32 protein-coding genes and 1 rRNA gene are annotated in these 20148 nt (G+C 38.8%); 31 read left to right on the top strand and 2 right to left on the bottom strand.

The annotated features are described in order from the left end of the window. The first annotated feature begins 5 nt into the window (after positions 1–5). From rplN to AC1DIT_RS07175, 28 genes are all read left to right on the top strand, one after another. Positions 6–374: a 50S ribosomal protein L14 gene (rplN, locus tag AC1DIT_RS07310; RefSeq protein WP_000615914.1), complete on the top strand. Its 369-nt coding sequence runs from the start codon at positions 6–8 to the stop codon at positions 372–374. A 38-nt stretch (positions 375–412) separates the two neighbouring features. After that, positions 413–724: a 50S ribosomal protein L24 gene (gene rplX, locus AC1DIT_RS07305; protein WP_000558201.1), complete on the top strand. Its 312-nt coding sequence runs from the start codon at positions 413–415 to the stop codon at positions 722–724. A gap of 26 nt (positions 725–750) precedes the next feature. Then, entirely contained in the window at positions 751–1290 is a 540-nt protein-coding gene (rplE, locus tag AC1DIT_RS07300) for a 50S ribosomal protein L5 (protein WP_016116955.1), read from the top strand. 33 nt (positions 1291–1323) lie between these two features. Continuing rightward, the gene (gene rpsN, locus AC1DIT_RS07295; protein WP_001085700.1) at positions 1324–1509 is read left to right on the top strand and encodes a 30S ribosomal protein S14; all 186 of its coding nucleotides are present in this window, start codon (positions 1324–1326) and stop codon (positions 1507–1509) included. A 29-nt stretch (positions 1510–1538) separates the two neighbouring features. Continuing rightward, the gene (gene rpsH / locus AC1DIT_RS07290; protein ID WP_000245511.1) at positions 1539–1937 is read left to right on the top strand and encodes a 30S ribosomal protein S8; all 399 of its coding nucleotides are present in this window, start codon (positions 1539–1541) and stop codon (positions 1935–1937) included. 32 nt (positions 1938–1969) lie between these two features. After that, on the top strand, positions 1970–2509 hold the full coding sequence (rplF, locus tag AC1DIT_RS07285) for a 50S ribosomal protein L6 (RefSeq protein WP_003194369.1): 540 nt from the start codon (positions 1970–1972) through the stop codon (positions 2507–2509). A gap of 31 nt (positions 2510–2540) precedes the next feature. Then, on the top strand, positions 2541–2903 hold the full coding sequence (gene rplR / locus AC1DIT_RS07280; protein WP_000628818.1) for a 50S ribosomal protein L18: 363 nt from the start codon (positions 2541–2543) through the stop codon (positions 2901–2903). A gap of 21 nt (positions 2904–2924) precedes the next feature. Further along, positions 2925–3425 (top strand): 30S ribosomal protein S5, encoded by a 501-nt coding sequence (gene rpsE / locus AC1DIT_RS07275; RefSeq protein WP_000554646.1) that lies wholly within the window; start codon positions 2925–2927, stop codon positions 3423–3425. 16 nt (positions 3426–3441) lie between these two features. Further along, positions 3442–3624, top strand: coding sequence for a 50S ribosomal protein L30 (rpmD, locus tag AC1DIT_RS07270; RefSeq protein ID WP_001085234.1), 183 nt, complete (start codon positions 3442–3444; stop codon positions 3622–3624). 33 nt (positions 3625–3657) lie between these two features. Then, complete coding sequence (gene rplO, locus AC1DIT_RS07265) at positions 3658–4098, top strand: 50S ribosomal protein L15 (RefSeq protein ID WP_006093108.1); 441 nt, start codon at positions 3658–3660, stop codon at positions 4096–4098. Continuing rightward, entirely contained in the window at positions 4098–5399 is a 1302-nt protein-coding gene (secY, locus tag AC1DIT_RS07260) for a preprotein translocase subunit SecY (RefSeq protein WP_476998118.1), read from the top strand. The genes rplO and secY overlap by 1 nt, the downstream gene beginning before the upstream one ends. A 54-nt stretch (positions 5400–5453) precedes the next feature. Further along, on the top strand, positions 5454–6104 hold the full coding sequence (locus AC1DIT_RS07255) for an adenylate kinase (protein ID WP_003194378.1): 651 nt from the start codon (positions 5454–5456) through the stop codon (positions 6102–6104). Further along, entirely contained in the window at positions 6104–6850 is a 747-nt protein-coding gene (gene map / locus AC1DIT_RS07250) for a type I methionyl aminopeptidase (RefSeq protein WP_016116957.1), read from the top strand. The genes AC1DIT_RS07255 and map overlap by 1 nt, the downstream gene beginning before the upstream one ends. 68 nt (positions 6851–6918) lie before the next feature. Next, complete coding sequence (gene infA / locus AC1DIT_RS07245; protein WP_001029884.1) at positions 6919–7137, top strand: translation initiation factor IF-1; 219 nt, start codon at positions 6919–6921, stop codon at positions 7135–7137. Between the two features lie 35 nt (positions 7138–7172). Continuing rightward, positions 7173–7286, top strand: a complete 114-nt coding sequence (rpmJ, locus tag AC1DIT_RS07240) for a 50S ribosomal protein L36 (RefSeq protein ID WP_000868344.1) — start codon at positions 7173–7175, stop codon at positions 7284–7286. 21 nt (positions 7287–7307) lie between these two features. Further along, positions 7308–7673 (top strand): 30S ribosomal protein S13, encoded by a 366-nt coding sequence (gene rpsM / locus AC1DIT_RS07235; RefSeq protein ID WP_003194382.1) that lies wholly within the window; start codon positions 7308–7310, stop codon positions 7671–7673. Positions 7674–7697: 24 nt separating this feature from the next. Further along, entirely contained in the window at positions 7698–8087 is a 390-nt protein-coding gene (rpsK, locus tag AC1DIT_RS07230; protein WP_000101797.1) for a 30S ribosomal protein S11, read from the top strand. A gap of 181 nt (positions 8088–8268) precedes the next feature. After that, the gene (locus AC1DIT_RS07225; RefSeq protein WP_000569645.1) at positions 8269–9213 is read left to right on the top strand and encodes a DNA-directed RNA polymerase subunit alpha; all 945 of its coding nucleotides are present in this window, start codon (positions 8269–8271) and stop codon (positions 9211–9213) included. Positions 9214–9248: 35 nt separating this feature from the next. Then, entirely contained in the window at positions 9249–9611 is a 363-nt protein-coding gene (gene rplQ, locus AC1DIT_RS07220; protein WP_000331491.1) for a 50S ribosomal protein L17, read from the top strand. Positions 9612–9722: 111 nt separating this feature from the next. Continuing rightward, a complete protein-coding gene (locus AC1DIT_RS07215) occupies positions 9723–10565 on the top strand; it encodes an energy-coupling factor ABC transporter ATP-binding protein (protein WP_016116958.1) in 843 nt (280 codons plus the stop codon). Next, the gene (locus AC1DIT_RS07210) at positions 10541–11422 is read left to right on the top strand and encodes an energy-coupling factor ABC transporter ATP-binding protein (protein WP_016133318.1); all 882 of its coding nucleotides are present in this window, start codon (positions 10541–10543) and stop codon (positions 11420–11422) included. Before AC1DIT_RS07215 ends, AC1DIT_RS07210 begins: the two co-directional genes overlap by 25 nt. Continuing rightward, positions 11410–12204 carry an energy-coupling factor transporter transmembrane component T family protein gene (locus AC1DIT_RS07205; RefSeq protein WP_016116960.1) on the top strand — a complete coding sequence of 265 codons (795 nt, stop codon included), beginning with the start codon at positions 11410–11412 and terminating at the stop codon, positions 12202–12204. The genes AC1DIT_RS07210 and AC1DIT_RS07205 overlap by 13 nt, the downstream gene beginning before the upstream one ends. 14 nt (positions 12205–12218) lie before the next feature. Further along, positions 12219–12962: a tRNA pseudouridine(38-40) synthase TruA gene (gene truA / locus AC1DIT_RS07200; protein ID WP_016116961.1), complete on the top strand. Its 744-nt coding sequence runs from the start codon at positions 12219–12221 to the stop codon at positions 12960–12962. Between the two features lie 152 nt (positions 12963–13114). Next, a complete protein-coding gene (rplM, locus tag AC1DIT_RS07195) occupies positions 13115–13552 on the top strand; it encodes a 50S ribosomal protein L13 (RefSeq protein ID WP_001260793.1) in 438 nt (145 codons plus the stop codon). Positions 13553–13573: 21 nt separating this feature from the next. Then, positions 13574–13966 carry a 30S ribosomal protein S9 gene (gene rpsI, locus AC1DIT_RS07190; RefSeq protein ID WP_000079986.1) on the top strand — a complete coding sequence of 131 codons (393 nt, stop codon included), beginning with the start codon at positions 13574–13576 and terminating at the stop codon, positions 13964–13966. A 413-nt stretch (positions 13967–14379) separates the two neighbouring features. Further along, entirely contained in the window at positions 14380–14808 is a 429-nt protein-coding gene (locus tag AC1DIT_RS07185) for a DUF2521 family protein (RefSeq protein WP_016116962.1), read from the top strand. 66 nt (positions 14809–14874) lie between these two features. Then, positions 14875–15588, top strand: coding sequence for an N-acetylmuramoyl-L-alanine amidase CwlD (cwlD, locus tag AC1DIT_RS07180; protein ID WP_016116963.1), 714 nt, complete (start codon positions 14875–14877; stop codon positions 15586–15588). Between the two features lie 148 nt (positions 15589–15736). Then, positions 15737–16804 (top strand): Mrp/NBP35 family ATP-binding protein, encoded by a 1068-nt coding sequence (locus AC1DIT_RS07175; protein ID WP_016116964.1) that lies wholly within the window; start codon positions 15737–15739, stop codon positions 16802–16804. Positions 16805–16875: 71 nt separating this feature from the next. Here AC1DIT_RS07175 and gerD read toward each other — a convergent pair whose 3' ends face one another. Beyond that, positions 16876–17496: a spore germination lipoprotein GerD gene (gene gerD / locus AC1DIT_RS07170; protein WP_003205520.1), complete on the bottom strand. Its 621-nt coding sequence runs from the start codon at positions 17494–17496 to the stop codon at positions 16876–16878. A gap of 138 nt (positions 17497–17634) precedes the next feature. Between gerD and AC1DIT_RS07165 the strand changes: the two genes are divergently transcribed. Continuing rightward, positions 17635–18249, top strand: a complete 615-nt coding sequence (locus AC1DIT_RS07165; protein WP_016116965.1) for a KinB-signaling pathway activation protein — start codon at positions 17635–17637, stop codon at positions 18247–18249. A 216-nt stretch (positions 18250–18465) separates the two neighbouring features. Here AC1DIT_RS07165 and pdaB read toward each other — a convergent pair whose 3' ends face one another. Further along, a complete protein-coding gene (gene pdaB, locus AC1DIT_RS07160) occupies positions 18466–19230 on the bottom strand; it encodes a polysaccharide deacetylase family sporulation protein PdaB (RefSeq protein ID WP_016116966.1) in 765 nt (254 codons plus the stop codon). A gap of 401 nt (positions 19231–19631) precedes the next feature. Between pdaB and AC1DIT_RS07155 the strand changes: the two genes are divergently transcribed. Together AC1DIT_RS07155 and AC1DIT_RS07150 are read left to right on the top strand one after the other, a co-directional pair. Further along, complete coding sequence (locus AC1DIT_RS07155; RefSeq protein WP_006093093.1) at positions 19632–19850, top strand: hypothetical protein; 219 nt, start codon at positions 19632–19634, stop codon at positions 19848–19850. 222 nt (positions 19851–20072) lie between these two features. Then, positions 20073–20148: ribosomal RNA gene (locus AC1DIT_RS07150) — 16S ribosomal RNA — on the top strand; the annotation flags it as partial.

Raw genomic sequence — 20148 nt, 5'->3', positions numbered from 1 at the left:
ATAACATGATCCAACAAGAATCTCGTTTGAAAGTTGCTGACAATTCTGGTGCACGTGAACTTTTAACAATTAAAGTATTAGGCGGCTCTGGTCGTAAATATGCTAACATTGGTGATATTATCGTTGCTACGGTAAAACAAGCAACACCAGGTGGCGTTGTTAAAAAAGGTGACGTTGTTAAAGCAGTTGTGGTACGTACGAAGAGCGGAGCTCGTCGTCCGGACGGTTCTTACATTAGCTTTGATGAAAACGCAGCGGTTATCATTAAAGACGATAAGAGCCCACGTGGTACTCGTATCTTTGGACCAGTAGCTCGTGAATTACGTGATAGCAACTTCATGAAGATCGTTTCTTTAGCTCCAGAAGTTCTATAATTTAAGGTATTGCCTTGCTAAGGAGGTGCAGAATTAAGATGCATGTAAAAAAAGGTGATAAAGTACAGGTAATCACTGGTAAAGACAAAGGAAAACAAGGTGTTATCCTTGTGGCTTTCCCAAAGCAAAACCGTGTTATCGTTGAGGGTGTTAACATCGTTAAGAAACACTCTAAGCCATCTCAATTAAATCCACAAGGTGGAATTATTACGAAAGAAGCACCTATTCACGTTTCTAATGTTATGGTATTAGATCCGAAAACAGGCGAACCTACTCGTGTAGGCTTCAAAGTAGAAGATGGTAAAAAAGTTCGTATTGCAAAAAAATCTGGTGAATTATTAGATAAATAATTTTCTTAAGAAAGGAGGTCACTTCATTGAATCGCCTTAAAGAGAAGTTCCAAAAGGAAATTACTCCTGCTCTAGTGAGCAAGTTTAACTATAAATCTGTGATGGAAGTACCGAAAATCGAAAAGATCGTAATCAACACTGGTGTTGGTGACGCGGTATCTAACTCAAAAGCTTTAGACAATGCAGTAGAAGAATTAACGCAAATCGCAGGTCAAAAACCTGTTGTAACTCGCGCTAAAAAATCAATCGCTGGTTTCCGTCTTCGTGAAGGTATGCCAATCGGTGCAAAAGTAACTTTACGCGGCGAGCAAATGTATGAGTTCTTCGACAAATTAGTATCAGTTTCTTTACCACGTGTACGTGATTTCCGTGGTGTTTCTAAGAAATCATTCGACGGTCGTGGTAACTACACATTAGGTGTTAAAGAGCAACTAATTTTCCCTGAGATTGATTATGATAAAGTAAACAAAGTCCGCGGTATGGACATCGTAATCGTTACTACAGCGAAAACTGATGAAGAAGCTCGTGAACTTTTAACACAATTCGGTATGCCATTCCAAAAATAATGGAAGCCAACGCTAAGTAGAGGAGGCGAAAACGTGGCTAAAAAATCTATGATCGCGAAACAAAAGCGTACTCCTAAGTTTAAAGTACAAGAGTATACACGTTGCGAACGCTGCGGTCGTCCGCATTCTGTATACCGCAAATTTAAACTTTGCCGTATTTGTTTCCGTGAACTTGCATATAAAGGTCAAATTCCTGGTGTTAAAAAAGCTAGTTGGTAAAACCCACAAATGGGAAGGAGGTAAAACACATGGTGATGACAGATCCAATTGCAGACATGCTTACTCGCATCCGTAATGCGAACATGGTACGTCATGAGAAATTAGAGGTTCCTGCTTCTAAAATCAAAAAAGAGATCGCTGAACTTTTAAAACGTGAAGGTTTCATTCGTGATGTAGAATACATCGAGGATAACAAACAAGGTATCCTTCGTATTTTCCTGAAATATGGTGCAAACAATGAACGTGTAATCACTGGATTAAAACGTATCAGTAAACCTGGCTTACGCGTTTACGCTAAAGCTGACGAAGTACCACGTGTACTTAACGGATTAGGTATCGCTCTTGTTTCTACATCTAAGGGAGTAATGACAGACAAAGATGCTCGTCAATTACAAACTGGTGGAGAAGTAGTAGCATACGTTTGGTAATATATATTTAAAACGAACGGAGGTGTGACCACATGTCTCGTATTGGTAAAAAGATTCTTGAAATCCCTGCAGGTGTTACTATCACAGTTGCAGAAGACAATACTGTAACAGTAAAAGGCCCTAAAGGTGAATTAACTCGTACTTTCAATGCTGATATGTCTATCAAAATTGAAGAAAATACACTAACAGTTGAGCGTCCATCTGAACAGAAGGAACACCGTGCATTACACGGTACAACTCGTGCTTTAATCGGAAACATGGTTGAAGGTGTAACTACAGGTTTCGCACGCGGACTTGAATTAGTCGGTGTTGGTTACCGTGCTCAAAAACAAGGTGATAAACTTGTATTAAGCGTAGGTTATTCTCATCCAGTAGAAATGACTCCGGAAGCAGGACTTGAAGTTGAAGTACCTGCACCAACTAAAATCGTAATTAAAGGTATCGACAAGCAACGTGTTGGCGAATTTGCTGCTAACATCCGTGCTGTACGTGCTCCAGAGCCATATAAAGGCAAAGGTATTCGTTACGAAGGCGAAGTTGTTCGTCGTAAAGAAGGTAAAACTGCTAAGTAAACCCGTTAGGTGAGAGAAAGGAGTGACAAGAATGATCACTAAAGCTGATAAAAATGCGACTCGTAAGAAAAGACATGCACGTGTACGTGCAAAACTTACTGGTACTGCAGAACGTCCACGTTTAAATGTGTTCCGTTCTAACCAACATATTTACGCTCAAGTTATTGATGATGTAAATGGTGTAACATTAGTAAGTGCATCTACTCTTGATAAAGACCTTGCTCTTAACGGTACTAGCAATACTGAAGCTGCTACGAAAGTTGGAGAATCAGTTGCTAAGCGTGCTGTAGAGAAAGGCGTTAAAGAAGTAGTATTTGATCGCGGTGGTTACTTATACCATGGCCGTGTTAAAGCTCTAGCTGAAGCTGCTCGTGAGGCTGGATTACAATTTTAATGGTCAAAGGAGGGAAAATTGATGCATCGCATTGACCCAAGTAAATTAGAACTTGAAGAACGTGTAGTTACGATAAATCGTGTCGCGAAAGTTGTTAAGGGTGGTCGTCGTTTCCGCTTTGCTGCACTAGTTGTAGTTGGCGATAAAAACGGTCATGTTGGATTCGGTACCGGTAAAGCACAAGAGGTACCAGATGCAATTCGCAAAGCTATCGAAGACGCTAAGAAAAACTTAATCGCAGTACCATTAGTTGGTACAACAATTCCACACACAATCAACGGTCATTTTGGAGCTGGTGAAGTATTCTTAAAACCTGCTGCTGAGGGTACTGGAGTTATTGCTGGTGGACCAGTTCGTGCGGTACTTGAATTAGCTGGTGTACAAGATATTCTTTCGAAATCTCTTGGTTCTAACACACCAATTAACATGATTCGCGCTACTGTGAACGGATTAAGCGAGCTTAAGCGCGCTGAAGATGTTGCAAAATTACGCGGTAAATCTGTAGAAGAGCTACTAGGTTAAGAAGGAGGGAAAACAAATGGCGAAAAAGTTAGAAATTACCCTCACTCGTAGTGTAATTGGTCGTCCACAAGATCAACGTGCGACGGTAGAAGCTTTAGGTCTTAAAAAGTTGAATTCAACTGTAGTTAAGGAAGAAACTCCTGCTATTCTTGGTATGATCAACAAAGTTTCTCACCTTGTAACTGTAAAAGAAGCTTAAGGATAACTCATTAATATAAGGAGGTGCCTGGGAATGAAACTTCATGAATTAAAACCTGCAGAAGGTTCTCGTAAAGTACGTAACCGTGTCGGTCGTGGTATCGGTTCTGGTAACGGTAAAACTGCTGGTAAAGGTCATAAAGGACAAAACGCACGTTCTGGTGGCGGTGTTCGTCTTGGCTTCGAAGGTGGTCAAACTCCATTATTCCGTCGTTTACCAAAACGCGGCTTCACAAACATTAACCGTAAAGAGTTTACTATCGTAAACTTAGCAACGTTAAATCGTTTTGAAGATGGTACAGAAGTAACACCTGAATTATTGCTGGAAACTGGCGTTATCAGCAAATTAAACGACGGTGTTAAAGTTCTTGCAAGCGGAGCTGTAGAGAAAAAATTAACTGTTAAAGCGCACAAGTTCTCTTCAAGTGCTAAAGAAGCAATTGAAGCAGCTGGCGGATCAGTTGAGGTGATCTAATGTTTCGTACAATCTCCAACTTTATGCGCGTTGCTGAGATAAGACGTAAAATATTATTCACTTTAGCGATGTTAATCGTATTCAGGATTGGCACGTTTATCCCAGTGCCATTTACAAATGGAGACGTACTGAAAGCACAAGATCAGTTAAATGCATTAGGCATCCTAAATACATTTGGCGGTGGCGCGTTGAAAAACTTCTCCATCTTTGCGATGGGAATCATGCCGTATATTAYAGCATCCATCATCGTGCAATTATTGCAGATGGATGTTGTTCCTAAATTTTCGGAATGGTCGAAGCAAGGCGAAATGGGCCGTCGTAAACTAACGCAATTCACGCGTTATTTTACAATTGTTCTTGCGTTTATTCAGGGGTTTGGTATGTCAATCGGTTTTAACGGTATGGTAGGTGGACAGTTAATTTTGAATCCAGGTTGGAGCACTTATTTATACATTGCTACGGTACTGACTGCTGGTACTGCATTTTTAATGTGGTTAGGTGAACAGATTACAGCTAAAGGTGTAGGTAATGGTATTTCCATCCTAATCTTTGGTGGTATTGCCGCAGCGATCCCAAGTGTAATATCTCAAGTGTATCAACAACAGTTTCAAAATGCCGGAGATCAATTGTTCATGAGTATCGTTAAAGTTGTATTGATTTTACTAGCTGTGTTAGCAGTTGTTGTTGGTGTTATTTTCATTCAACAAGCTGTTAGAAAGATCCCAATTCAATATGCGAAGCGTGTAACAGGAGGAAATGGTAATCATGCTGGAGCACAAAACACACATTTACCGCTTAAGGTAAATAGTGCGGGTGTTATTCCAGTAATTTTTGCTGTTTCATTCTTGATTACACCTCCAACTATTGCACAGTTCTTCCCGAAACATGACGTATCGCAGTGGATTATTGCAAACTTTAACTATTCCCACCCAGTGGGAATGATAATATATGTAGCGCTCATTGTAGCCTTCACATACTTCTATGCATTTGTTCAGGTTAATCCAGAGCAAATGTCAGAAAACCTAAACAAGCAAGGTGGATATGTTCCAGGTATTCGTCCGGGTAAGAATACAGAACAATATCTAACAAAAATCTTGTATCGTTTGACCTTTGTAGGATCTATTTTCCTAGCAGCGATTGCAATTCTTCCAGTTATCTTTACGAAATTGGGAAATCTTCCTCCATCTGCACAGATCGGTGGAACGAGTATGTTAATCGTTATCGGCGTTGCTTTAGAAACAATGAAGCAGCTAGAAAGCCAACTGGTAAAACGCCATTACAAAGGGTTTATCAAGCAGTGAGTAAGTGGGAAGAATTGTCTTCCCTACATGCTCATGTATTGAGGGGGAACAAGGATGAACTTAATTTTAATGGGGCTTCCTGGTGCTGGTAAAGGTACACAAGCCGAACAGATTGTTGCCAAGTATAACATCCCTCACATCTCAACAGGAGATATGTTCCGTGCAGCTATGAAGGCTGAAACTGAACTTGGTTTACAAGCAAAGTCCTTTATTGATAAAGGTGCGCTTGTTCCAGATGAAGTTACAATCGGAATTGTTCGTGAGCGTTTAAGTCAAGAAGACTGTGTAAAAGGCTTCTTACTAGATGGTTTCCCACGAACAGTTGCACAGGCATCTGCACTTGAAGAGATTATGAAAGATCTTGGCAAAAAAATCGACTATGTTTTAAACATTAATGTGGATTCAGGATTGCTATTAAAACGTCTTACAGGCCGTCGTATTTGTAAAGAGTGCGGTGCGACTTACCACTTAGAATTCAATCCGCCAGCAAAAGCTGACGTGTGCGATAAATGTGGTGGCGAATTATATCAACGCTCTGATGACAATGAAGAAACTGTAGCGAATCGTTTAGAGGTAAATATTAAGCAAACAAAACCTTTGCTTGATTTCTATGAAGAGCTTGGTTACTTACAAAGCATTAATGGTGAGCAAGATATCAATAAGGTATTTGCTGATATTGATGTTCTCATTGGAGACTTAGCGTAATGATCATTTGCAAAACTCCTCGCGAGATAGAAATCATGCGAGAAGCTGGCAGGATCGTTGCTTTAACTCATCAAGAGTTGAAAAAGCATATTACTCCAGGAATTACAACGAAAGAGCTCGATCAAATAGCGGAAAAGACGATTCGAAAATATGGTGCTACGCCATCTTTTAAAGGATACAACGGATTTCCGGGAAGCATCTGTGCTTCTGTAAATGAAGAGCTTGTACATGGGATTCCAGGTAAGCGCAAGCTCCAAGAAGGTGATATCATCAGTATCGATATTGGTGCGAAATACAATGGGTACCATGGAGATTCTGCGTGGACGTATCCAGTAGGAAACATTTCTGAATCTGTTCAAAAGCTACTTGATGTCACAGAAAAATCGTTGTATCTTGGTCTAGAACAAATAAAACCAGGCGTGAGATTATCAAATGTTTCACATGCGGTTCAAACGTATGCTGAAGACAATGGATTCTCGATCGTTAGGGAGTATGTTGGTCACGGAATCGGGCAAGACTTACATGAAGACCCTCAAATCCCGCACTATGGTCCACCAAATAAAGGTCCTAGATTAAAGCCGGGAATGGTTATCTGTGTCGAACCGATGGTGAACCAAGGAAGACGATATGTAAAAACACTATCTGATGACTGGACAGTGGTAACGGTAGATGGTAAATGGTGTGCACATTTTGAGCACACGATTGCTCTTACAGAAGCAGGATACGAAATCCTTACCACTTTATAAGTAGCTGGCTCTCCGGGATTTCAGAGCAGTGTAAAATGTTACTGATTTGAAGAAGGGAGAACTATTGAATGGCTAAAGATGATGTAATTGAAGTCGAAGGTACCGTTCTTGAAACGTTGCCAAATGCTATGTTCAAAGTAGAATTAGAGAATGGGCATGTCGTATTGGCTCACGTTTCTGGTAAAATCCGTATGAACTTCATTCGGATTTTACCAGGAGACAAAGTTACGGTAGAATTATCTCCGTACGATTTAAATCGTGGTCGTATTACGTACCGTTTTAAATAATATAGCACTCCGTAATCTTTAAGGAGGTTCGAGACATGAAAGTAAGACCGTCAGTTAAACCAATCTGCGAAAAATGTAAAGTTATTCGTAGACGTGGAAAAGTAATGGTTATTTGTGAAAACCCTAAACATAAACAAAAACAAGGTTAATCAGAAGGAGGTGCATTCGGAATGGCACGTATCGCAGGTGTAGATATTCCTCGTGACAAACGCGTTGTTATTTCTTTAACTTACGTATTCGGCATTGGTCGCACGACTGCTGAAAAAATTCTTGCTGAAGCTGGTGTTTCTGAAGAAACACGAGTTCGTGATTTAACGGAAGACGAATTAGGTCGTATCCGTGACATCGTAGATCGCGTTAAAGTTGAGGGAGACCTTCGTCGTGAAGTTTCTCTTAACATTAAACGTCTAATGGAGATCGGTTCTTACCGTGGTCTTCGTCACCGTCGTGGTTTACCAGTTCGTGGTCAAAATTCTAAAAATAATGCTCGTACGCGTAAAGGTCCACGTCGTACAGTAGCAAATAAAAAGAAATAATAAGTAAAGGAGGTTGAACTAACAATGGCACGTAAAACAAACACTCGTAAAAAACGTGTGAAAAAGAATATTGAAGCTGGTATTGCTCATATTCGTTCTACTTTCAACAACACAATCGTAACACTTACAGATACTCACGGTAACGCACTTTCTTGGTCTAGTGCTGGTGCACTTGGTTTCCGTGGATCTCGTAAATCTACTCCATTCGCTGCGCAAATGGCTGCTGAGGCTGCTGCTAAAGTTGCAATGGAGCATGGTTTAAAAACTTTAGAGGTTACTGTAAAAGGTCCTGGTGCTGGTCGTGAAGCTGCAATTCGTGCTCTTCAAGCTGCAGGTCTAGAAGTAACAGCAATCAGAGATGTTACTCCAGTTCCTCATAATGGATGTCGTCCGCCAAAACGTCGTCGTGTTTAATTTTTCTGTATAGAATTTTCCCTTTTGTCTATAATGGATATGATGCATTATCGAGAAATTTCGTACAGAAACATCGCTTGTTGTGCACAATCGGGAACTGCCTAAGGGGGACTTTCGGTTAGACAGAGGTTTTTTCCTTTGTTTAGCCGAGGTTTCGACGTTTTGAAGGAGGGTTTAGTTAATGATTGAAATYGAAAAACCGAAAATCGAAACGGTTGAACTTAACGAAGATGCTAAATATGGTAAATTCGTGATTGAACCGCTTGAGCGTGGATATGGTACTACTTTGGGTAACTCCTTACGTCGTATTCTTTTATCCTCACTCCCTGGTGCCGCTGTAACTGCTATCCAAATTGATGGCGTATTACACGAATTTTCAACAGTTGAGGGCGTAGTAGAGGACGTTACGACGATCATCTTAAACTTGAAAAAGTTAGCTCTTAAAATCTACTCTGAAGAAGAGAAGACGTTGGAAATCGATGTACAGGGCGAAGGTATTGTCACAGCTGCTGATATTACTCACGATAGTGATGTTGAAATCTTAAATCCAGATTTATACATTGCGACGTTAGCAAAAGATGCGCATTTCCGCGTGCGTTTAACTGCAAAGCGTGGCCGTGGGTATACGCCAGCTGATGCAAATAAAAGCGAAGATCAACCAATAGGAGTTATTCCTATTGATTCTATTTATACTCCAGTATCACGTGTGACTTACCAAGTGGAAAAGACACGTGTCGGACAAGTGGCAAATTATGATAAGCTTACGCTTGATGTATGGACGGATGGAAGCATCGGGCCAAAAGAAGCTATCTCTTTAGGTGCCAAAATCTTAACTGAGCATTTAAATATCTTCGTTGGTTTAACTGATGAAGCACAAAATGCTGAGATTATGGTCGAGAAGGAAGAAGATCAAAAAGAAAAAGTTCTAGAAATGACTATTGAAGAACTTGATCTTTCTGTTCGTTCTTATAATTGCTTAAAACGTGCAGGAATTAATACTGTACAAGAGCTTGCGAACAAAACAGAAGAAGATATGATGAAAGTTCGTAACTTAGGACGTAAATCCTTAGAAGAAGTTAAGCATAAGCTTGAGGAATTAGGTTTAGGCTTACGTAAAGACGACTGAGGATTTAATCTCATCAACAAAGGAGGGAACTACGAATGGCATACAGAAAATTAGGCCGTACAAGTGCGCAACGTAAAGCTATGTTACGTGACTTAGCTACAGATTTAATTATCAACGAGCGCATCCAAACGACAGAAACTCGTGCAAAAGAACTTCGTTCTGTAGTGGAAAAAATGATCACTTTAGGTAAACGCGGAGATCTTCATGCTCGCCGTCAAGCTGCATCTTTCATCCGCAATGAAGTTGCTAATGCTGAGACTGGTCAAGATGCACTTCAAAAATTATTCGCTGATGTAGCTCCACGCTATGCTGAGCGTCAAGGCGGATACACTCGTATTGCAAAAATTGGTCCACGTCGCGGAGACGCAGCACCAATGGTAATTATCGAGTTAGTATAATGATAATTAAAAGGGCAGGACAGTTCTTTTCAAGTAACTGGTCATGGCCCTTTTTTTTTAAATATAGAAAATAGGCTAACTTGATGAAGTAATGAGAGAGGGTGCCTTGCATTGAAAAAAGAGAAACTTCGCACGCAAAATATATCATTTCAATATCCCGGGGCAACTTCTTATGCGCTAAAAGACGTATCATTCTCTTTATATGAGGGAGAATGGGTTTCTGTAATTGGACAAAATGGTTCAGGAAAGTCTACACTTGCAAAGCTATTAAATGGTTTATTTTTACCGGAATCAGGCACGATTGTTGTAAATGATACAATGACTTTATCTGAAGAAACGGTATGGGATATTCGAAAGAAAATAGGTATGGTATTTCAAAATCCAGATAATCAATTTGTTGGGACAACAGTGCAAGATGATGTTGTATTTGGTCTTGAAAATATCGGGATGCCTCGGGAACAGATGGTAGAACGGATGAATCAAGCGCTGCAGATGGTCCGAATGGAAGAGTTTCTTAATGAAGAGCCTCATTCGTTATCTGGTGGACAAAAGCAACGTGTTGCGATTGCAGGTGTGCTAGCATTGCAACCATCTATTTTAATATTGGATGAAGCAACATCGATGTTAGATCCACAAGGACGACGTGAAGTAATTGAAACGGTTAGGAAGCTTGTGGATACAAAAGGTATTACCGTGTTATCGATTACGCATGATTTGGAAGAAGCTGCACAATCAGACCGTGTTATCATTTTGAATCAGGGAGAAATATTAGAGGTAGGTACGCCAGAGCAAATTTTCAAGTCCTCTCATATGCTTAGGGAAATCGGATTAGATGTACCATTCTCAGTGAAAATAGCAGAATTATTAAAAAGAAATGAAATTCCACTGCAAAATACGCATCTTACAATGGAAAGCTTGGTGAACGAACTTTGGAGATTACATTCCAAACAGTAGAGCATCGTTATCAATATAAAACTCCATTTGAAAGACGCGCGCTTTATGATGTAAACGTGTCGTTTCCAAGTGGGGGGTATTATGCCATTATCGGTCATACTGGTTCCGGCAAATCGACGATGATTCAACATTTAAATGGTTTATTGCAGCCGACAAATGGCACGGTCCAAATTGGGGAGCATTTGATTTCCTCGCAAAAGAAAGAAAAGAAATTAAAGCCGCTACGAAAAAAAGTAGGGGTTGTCTTTCAATTTCCAGAGCATCAGTTATTTGAAGAAACAGTTGAGAAAGATATTTGTTTTGGACCCTCAAATTTCGGAGTATCGGAAGAAGAGGCAAGACAAAAGGCAAGGGATGCAATTGAGCTTGTAGGATTGGATCCAGAGCTATTAGCGCGTTCGCCGTTTGAGTTAAGTGGTGGACAAATGAGACGTGTTGCAATAGCAGGCGTACTTGCGATGGAACCGGAAGTGCTTGTATTAGATGAACCCACAGCAGGGCTTGATCCTAAAGGACAGCATGAGCTTATGGAAATGTTTTATAAGCTTCATAAGGAACAGGGGCTTACAGTAATCCTTGTTACCCATAATATGGAGGATGCTGCTAAATATGCGGATCAAATTGTGGTTATGCATAAAGGAACGGTCTTTTTGCAAGGAACAGCAGAGGAAGTATTTTCGCATGCAGATGAGTTAGAACAAATCGGCGTGGATCTTCCAATGTCTTTAAAGTATAAACGTGCAATTGAAGAGAAGTTTGGTATCTCCATTCCAAAGGCTACCTTATCTTTAGAGGATCTTACTCATGAAGTTGTACAGGTGTTACGAAAAGGTGGTCATGAATCATGCAGCAGTTGATTATTGGGAGATATATTCCAGGTAGGTCGCTCATTCATCAACTTGATCCACGTACGAAGCTGTTGATTGTCTTTTTATATGTATTTGTTGTCTTTTTAGCAAATAATGCGATTTCATATGGATTTTTATTTTTATATGCACTCATTGCTTTATTTTTTGCAAAAGTGCCGATTCGTTATGTACTTTCGGGCTTAAAACCAATCTTATGGATTTTTCTGTTTACCTTTTTTCTGCATATTTTTACAAACAAAGAAGGGGATGTACTGCTTCAGCTTGGTTGGTTTTCGATACATGAAAAGGGATTAGAGCAAGGGATATATATTTCTATACGCTTCTTTGTCATTATTTTAATGACGACATTATTAACGTTAACAACAACACCAATTGAAATTACTGATGGTATGGAAACATTGTTAAAGCCATTAAAGCGTATAAAGGTTCCTGTTCATGAAATCGCATTGATGATGTCTATTTCTCTTCGTTTTATCCCAACATTAATGGATGAGACGAGTAAAATTATGAAAGCACAAGCGTCCCGTGGTATTGATTTTTCTGGTGGGCCGATAAAGGACCGATTAAAGGCGGTTATTTCTTTGCTTGTACCGCTTTTTATTAGTGCCTTTAAGCGTGCTGAGGACTTAGCAATTGCAATGGAAGCGCGTGGGTATCAAAGTGGTGAGGGACGTTCTAAATTTAGGCAGCTACGCTGGAAAACAAGCGATACGTTAACGATAGTAAGTTTACTTTGTTTAGCATGTATTCTAGCATGGGTGCGATCGTAATGGAGAATAGAGAAATGGAAAGAATAAAATGTACAGTTGCATATGATGGCATCAATTTTTGCGGTTATCAAATTCAACCGCAGCATCGTACTGTTCAACAAGAAATAGAGAAAGCTCTGCAAAAATTGCATAAAGGAGAGCTTGTTCGTGTTCAGGCATCAGGACGAACAGATTCTACTGTTCATGCAAGAGGACAGGTTATTCATTTTGACACACCGTTGTCTCTTGAAGAATGGCAATGGATGAATGCCCTAAATACGATGCTGCCGGACGATATAGTTGTCAGGCAAGTAGAGAAAAAAACAGAAGATTTTCATGCACGCTATGGTGTTGAGAGAAAAGAATATCGCTACCGTGTATTATTATCTAAAAATGCTGATGTATTCCGTAGAAATTACGTATACCAGTATCCATATCCGCTTGAGATAGAATCTATAAGAAAAGCAATTCCTTATTTTATTGGAACGCATGATTTCACTTCGTTTTGTTCGGCAAAAACTGACAAAAAGGATAAAGTGCGAACAATTTACGAAATAGATTTAATGGAACAAGATGATGAGTTGATTTTTCGTTTTGTAGGTAATGGATTTTTATATAATATGGTTCGAATTATTGTTGGTACACTACTTAGCGTAGGACAAGGAAAGATGGTTCCTGACAGCATTCCAGAGATTTTAAAAAAACAAGATCGTCGTTTTGCTGGGAAGATGGTGCCAGGGCACGGGCTTTATTTATGGCAGGTAAACTATAACAACTAATCCTGGTGTAACATTTGCTTGACATTAGAAACTCAAAAGGATATCATAACATATGGTATTGTTTCTAAAACCACGATTAGCCCCGGAAGGAAATCGTGTTTAAGATAAACAATAGATTTTTTCTATGGAAAAGATAACGAGGAGGGAAACACATGCGTACGACTTTTATGGCAAAAGCTAACGAAGTTGAGCGTAAATGGTATGTGGTTGACGCTGAAGGTCAAACTTTAGGTCGCCTTGCTAGTGAAGTAGCATCCATTTTACGTGGTAAAAACAAACCAACATTTACACCACACGTTGACACGGGTGATCATGTAATTATTATTAACGCTGAGAAAATTCATTTAACAGGTAATAAATTAAACGATAAAATTTACTACCGTCACACTAACCACCCAGGTGGACTTAAACAAAGAACAGCTCTAGAAATGCGTACAAACTACCCTGTACAAATGTTAGAGCTTGCAATTAAAGGCATGCTTCCAAAAGGACGTTTAGGACGTCAAGTGTCTAAAAAATTAAATGTGTATGCTGGAGCTGAGCATCCACACCAAGCACAAAAACCAGAAGTTTACGAACTTCGCGGATAATTAATTAAAGGAGGGCTTACATTGGCACAGGTACAATACTATGGTACTGGACGTCGTAAGAGTTCAGTAGCACGCGTACGCCTAGTTCCAGGCGAAGGACGCGTTATCATTAACGGTCGTGATTTTGAAAACTATATCCCATTTGCTGCATTACGTGAAGTAGTGAAACAACCTCTAGTTGCAACAGAAACTTTAGGTAACTACGATGTACTTGTAAACGTAAATGGTGGTGGATACACTGGTCAAGCTGGTGCTATTCGTCACGGTATCTCTCGCGCTTTATTAAAAGCTGACCCAGAATACCGTCTAACATTAAAACGTGCAGGTCTATTAACTCGTGACGCACGTATGAAAGAGCGTAAAAAATACGGTCTTAAAGGCGCACGTCGTGCACCTCAGTTCTCAAAACGTTAATTTTTGCGAACTTCAAACCCCAGTCTATTGGCTGGGGTTTTTTATTATTTCAACCGGTAAGACCCCCTTCTCTAAACGAAGTGAAGGTAAGGGGAGTTTAATATGCCTAATGGAACTATATAAAGTGAAACTTCCATCCATCGTGAGCTTACGGGATAAATTCATTTTGATTTTTCACCATATAAATCACTGCTATGAAGAACAAAAGGTAACCTGCACTCGTATGTTCTTTTTGTTTAAACTTGGTTGGCATGGGGCAGAGAAAGGTTTTATATTGTTTTTTATTTATATAATTATCCTCAATTATTTTTAGTCCCCTTATTATTGCTTGGAATATTTTAGTGCTGCCTTCTTACGTATGCTTCATCTTTAGAAGTTTAGACTAATACGTATTAGGGAGGTTTATAAGTACTATGAATGTCATTGTTAGCTTACAAGAAAAACAAAAAGAAAAGCAGTTGAAATATGAACGGAAGATGCTTCGCGAACTATCATTAAAAACATTAAGATCTAATATTCGTGCTGCCTTCGATATGAAAGAGCTGCACAGGCAGTACGAGGATTATTGTATTGAACTTGGAATTGAATCGTACTTATTAGGAGCAAGATATAGCAAATTTGGCTATTATGGTGAATCTTTTTTTGATGTGAAATATAGAGCTTTAGAAGAGGAGCAGCAATTAACAGAAATGTTGTTTCAATTTTTAACAAGCATGACCATGCGAGAGATAGAATCAAACGATAAGGAGTTGCTGTATGAGTCCTGTGAACAGTTTATTAGTTCATGGTGGCGCGAAGGGTATGAAAAGGGTGAAAGAAGATATCGTTTAAAGCTGCATTAAGAGAAGCATAAACTTTCCTCTTGTCCCATATAAGTAATTAGAGGGACTAGCTGGAGGAGGAAAGGTATGAAGAGAATTCGAATTATCTCTTTTATGCTTGCTGCGGTTGTACTGTTTTTCTTGGTAAAACAAGAATTTCAAATTACAAAATCGTGGAGAGCTTGGAATTTACCCTTATCTGGAAAAGTAATTGTACTAGATGCCGGACATGGTGGACCAGATGGAGGGGCGGTTGGTGGTAAAGATATTGTAGAAAAAGACATTACGCTTGAAATTACAAAAATGGTACAAGACTATTTGCAAGAACAAGGTGCTTTAGTTATTTTAACGCGAGAGGGAGATTATGATCTAGCTGATAAAGACACAAAGTCATATAGTAGGCGCAAAGCAGAAGATCTCAAAAAACGTGTAGAGATTATTAATAAGCCGGATGTAGACTTTTTTGTGAGTGTTCACTTAAATGCTTTGCCTAGCAGTAGTTCGAAGGGAGCACAAACGTTTTATTATCGCTCTTTAATTGAAAATGAGCGTGCAGCAAAGTTTATACAGGCTGAATTGCGAACTAGCCTAGAAAATACGAACCGCTCAGCTAAAACAATCTCCCGTGTTTATTTACTTAAGTATGCAAAAACACCAGGTGCTTTAGTTGAGGCTGGTTTTTTATCGAATGTAAATGAACGATATATGTTAAATTCAGAGAAGTATCAGCAAAAGGTTGCAGCTGCGATATACCGGGGAATACTACGTTATTTTACGGAAAAAGGAAATCCTCCTGAGTAAGGAGGGTTTTTTGAGTTCCTCTCGTTAACGAAGTTTTCGGAAAATATGTTATACTGGAAATGTAAACGCATTTATTTTGGAAATGAAAATAAATAAACCCAATTTATTTAACATGACTTTATTTTTCATACAGGGGGCTGGGCCGATTATGGTAACGAAAGAGCAAGTAGTGGAGGCGCTTGAAGGGATTAATGATCCATTTCTACATAAAACATTAAAAGAAACAAATGCAATTAAAGAGGTAAATATAAAGCCTGAGAAAGAGCATGTCAGTGTTAAAATTGCAATTGTAAAAACAGGGACTGCCGAACAAATGCAATTGCAGGCTACTATTGTGAAGCTTGTGAAAGAACTTGGAGCAGCAACGGTTGGTTTGCGTTTCGCTGAATTTACAGAGGAAGAGCTAGCGCAGTTTGCGCCGCCGCAAGAAGAGAAAGAAAGTCAATCTTTATTATCAGAGCATTCTAAAACAACATTTTTAGCAGTTGCAAGTGGAAAAGGCGGAGTTGGTAAATCAACTGTTTCTGTAAACCTTGCGATTTCATTAGCTCGTTTAGGAAAGAAAGTTGGTATTATTGACGCTGACATATATGGCTTTAGTGTGCCTGATATGATGGGAATCGAAAAACGTCCAATCGTAAGGAGCGATAAAATTATTCCAGTGGAGCGCTTAGGGGTAAAAGTAATTTCAATGGGCTTCTTTGTAGAAGACAATGCTCCTGTTATTTGGAGAGGGCCAATGCTTGGTAAAATGTTAAATCACTTTTTTACAGAGGTGGAATGGGGCGATTTAGACTATTTAGTATTAGACTTGCCACCAGGTACAGGGGATGTGGCTTTAGATGTTCACTCAATGCTACCATCTTGTAAAGAAATTATTGTAACAACGCCTCATCCAACAGCGGCATTTGTTGCAGCTCGTGCAGGCGCTATGGCACTTCGTACTGAACATAGTATTCTTGGGGTTGTTGAAAATATGGCTTACTTCGAGAGTAAAGTAACCGGTGAGAAAGAGTATGTGTTTGGAAAAGGCGGAGGAGATAAGTTAGCCGCAGAATTACAAACAGATGTATTAGGACGAATTCCACTTCAGCAACCAGATTGGAATAAAGAAGATTTTGCGCCATCGGTATACGAGGATACACATAAAACGGGTGTCATCTATCGGACGATAGCTGAGCAAGTTATTGATAGAACATCAGTTAAACAAAAATAAATTTATGCAAGTAGAAAAATTCCCCATCCTGTATGTGGTGATGGGGAGTTTCCTATGTGCAAGGAGTTGTTTTATTTTTGTTCTTTGCTTCCGCCTTTTGAACCGCCTTCTCCGCCAGATTCTTTTTTTTCAGAGCCGCCGCTCTTTTCGGCTTTTTCAATACCTTTGCTAATGATATCAATTATCTTAGTTTGGAAGAGTGGACTTTCAGCGGATTCTGTTAATACTTGTTGTAAATATTGACGATACTCTTTGCTTTTCATTGTTTGTAGCATCATCTTCTCTACTTCGGGATTTTTCATAATTTCTATAACGCCTGCTTGATATTCAGGGTCTTTTAATAGAGTTTTCATTAAGGCTGTTTGTTCTTTACTGATACTTTTTGCGAATTTCGCTGAAAACTCTGGGTCTTTAAATAGTTTTTCCCAAAGCTGCTGCCCTTTTTCGGATACCATCGCATCTTCAATCGTTTTTTTGACCACAGTTTCATCCAATATAAGTGCTTGTTTCATTTTCTCATCTGTTAATACATCTTGAATTGCTTTCTTTCCTTGATCGGTTTTTAAAATATCGACAATCATTTTTTTTGTTTGATCGTAATCTAATTCAGATTTCGCTTCTTTTCCTTGTGCACATGCGACAAGTACAGTAAAAAGAAGTGAAGAAACTAAGACGAGCAGCATCCGTTTCATTAGCTGGAGCTCCTTTCAACACAGTTCTCTTTTTTAATATAAATATCTTAGAGGAATTTATACATGTTCATGGCTAGCTTTTTGAAATTGTCATTGATACAATTTAAGTAGAAATATATCAATAATGGGGGATGTGTTGTGAATAGCCGAAAATGGGTACGACTATTTTTAACGACGTTGCTACTTGGGGGGATTAGTACAATCCTTATTGGTTTTATTTTAGGATGGGACAAGTACGCTAAATTTTTTCAAAATTTTGACGGTAAAGAGATTCTAATAATTTCTTTTTGGTTACTTGGCGTTGGTTTTATTTTTAGTGTAATTAGTCAAATGGGCTTTTTTGCGTATTTAACAGTTCATCGTTTTGGGCTAGGAATGTTCCGATCGTCTGCTCTTTGGAACGCAGTTCAGCTCTTTTTCATTGCATTTGTACTTTTTGATTTTGTTTATTTAAGATCGGTACTCGTTGCAAATGGAGATGTTTCGTTTGGGAATAATATTCTTGTAGCAGGAATGTTGTTTTTATTTGGAGCACTTGTAGCCTATATAAAGAGTAAAGAGACGAATAAAAAAGCGTTTATACCGGCTTTGTTCTTTATGGTTGTCGTAACAATCCTTGAATGGGTACCGGCGCTTCGGATTAATGATACTGATTGGTTATATTTGATGGTTATACCACTTTTATTGTGTAATGCATATCAGTTACTCATATTACATCGTTTAATAGGACAAAGAAGTAAGTCAGTTAGTTAATTAACAATATACGAGTGAAAAAGGATACAGCACCTTTCGTATGGGGTGCTGTATCCTTTTTAGTATGGGGATTTTTATCCTGCTATTTGCGGACAGTAACATTTCTACCTTAAAATTCAGCGGAATTAAAGAGGTTAGGTGCAAGATGAACGGTCCATAAAAGCCCGATTGGTGAGGGCTAATAATCAGTGGAGAGAATCCCCACTGATTAAAGTTTTACTTTATGTCATTACTTCTTGCACTTGTGTTAGAAATAAGCTGTGATACAGATACTTGCTCATAGCCATCGCTTTTTAATTTCTGCAGGAGCAGCGGTAGAGATTTATTTGTTTGAAGTGCCGAATCGGAAGCGTGTAATAAAACGATGTCTCCACCTCGTAAATTGTTAGCGACTGTTGATACAATTTTATTTACACCAGGGTTTTTCCAGTCGTTTGAATTATTACTCCAGTGTACAACAGTATATCCAAGAGACTCTGCTACTTTGAGAACTGTTTTATTAAATTCCCCACTAGGAGGCCGCAAGAGCTTGACTTGTTTTATGCCAAGCTTTGTAAATACATCTTGCGAACGTAAAAGGTCTCTTCGCATTTCGTTCGCTTCCAAAGAAGTATAAGATGTATAGTTATATCCCATACTGCCAATTTCGTGACCATCCTGTATAATCCGTTCGACAATATCGGGGTGCCTTTCTGCCCATGCTGCAGAAAGGAAGAAAGTCGCATTTTTAATTTCTCTTTCTTTTAAAGTATCAAGAATAGGAACTGCTTTTTTATCTCCCCAGCTAATATCGAATGTTAACGCAACTTGTTTTTTTGCGGTATCGCCTTTGTAAATGACTTTTGGACCAGTTGCAGTTGAAAAAGCCGATTGATGAGAATATGTCTTTAAAAAAAGAAGCCACGCTGTAAATAAGGACAGTATGATAATTAAACTAATGTGCTTAAATTTACGTTTACTTGTTATAAAAAAGAAAAACATAATACTCCGCCCCTTTGTCCAATCCTTTTCAGTTACTTATATGCTCAAAAAGTTGAAAAGAGAACTGAACGATTAATATCGTAGGAAATGGATATAATGGACAATATAGTATGAATTGTAATTTTGGTGGTGATGCATTCGTCATTAGAGTTGATGAATATATTACGCTATTTTGTGTATATATATGTTTTGATTTTCTAACATATAAGTCGCTGCTAGGAAGAACAAAGGGTGACCTGCACTCGTTTCACTCTTTGTTTTAACTTGGCATAGGGCGCGGGAAGAGGGTCTGATCGCTTCTATGCATGACCGGATGTTCTCTCCCACCTAAAGATTAGGGTTTATGTTGGTTTTTCAATTTGTATTTATATAGGCATATGAGTAATTGTTGAGGTGATAGTTTGCTTGGGATTATGATTACAAAAGAAGAACAGAAAGAAATAGAATATGTATTGAAGAGAGAGCTGGATGAGCTTTTATTTGATTTTGCAGACGAGCGAATACATGATGTCGTAAAAAAGACAATGGAAGAACGATATAAAATTCTTTTTTGTTTATTTAGAAGAGTAGCAAATGCAGAAGAATGCATCCGTTATGTAAGAAAAAGAATTTTTTATTAAAAAGTGTTGACTCAAGTAGTTGATATATGATAAATTAATAACCGTCGCTGATGCGGAACAGCAGAAAKCGAAAAAAGAAATTAAAAAACTTAGTTGACATCAAAAAACGAAGATGTTAACATAAGGAAGTCGCAAATGAGCGACAAACAAGTTCTTTGAAAACTGAACGAAACAAACAACGTGAAACGTCAATTTTTATTTTAGATGCTAGACAAACTAACTTTATTGGAGAGTTTGATCCTGGCTCAGGATGAACGCTGGCGGCGTGCCTAATACATGCAAGTCGAGCGGATTTCAT

Source organism: Bacillus sp. 05T22 (assembly GCF_056396765.1).
This window is presented reverse-complemented; position numbering and strand designations above follow the sequence as displayed.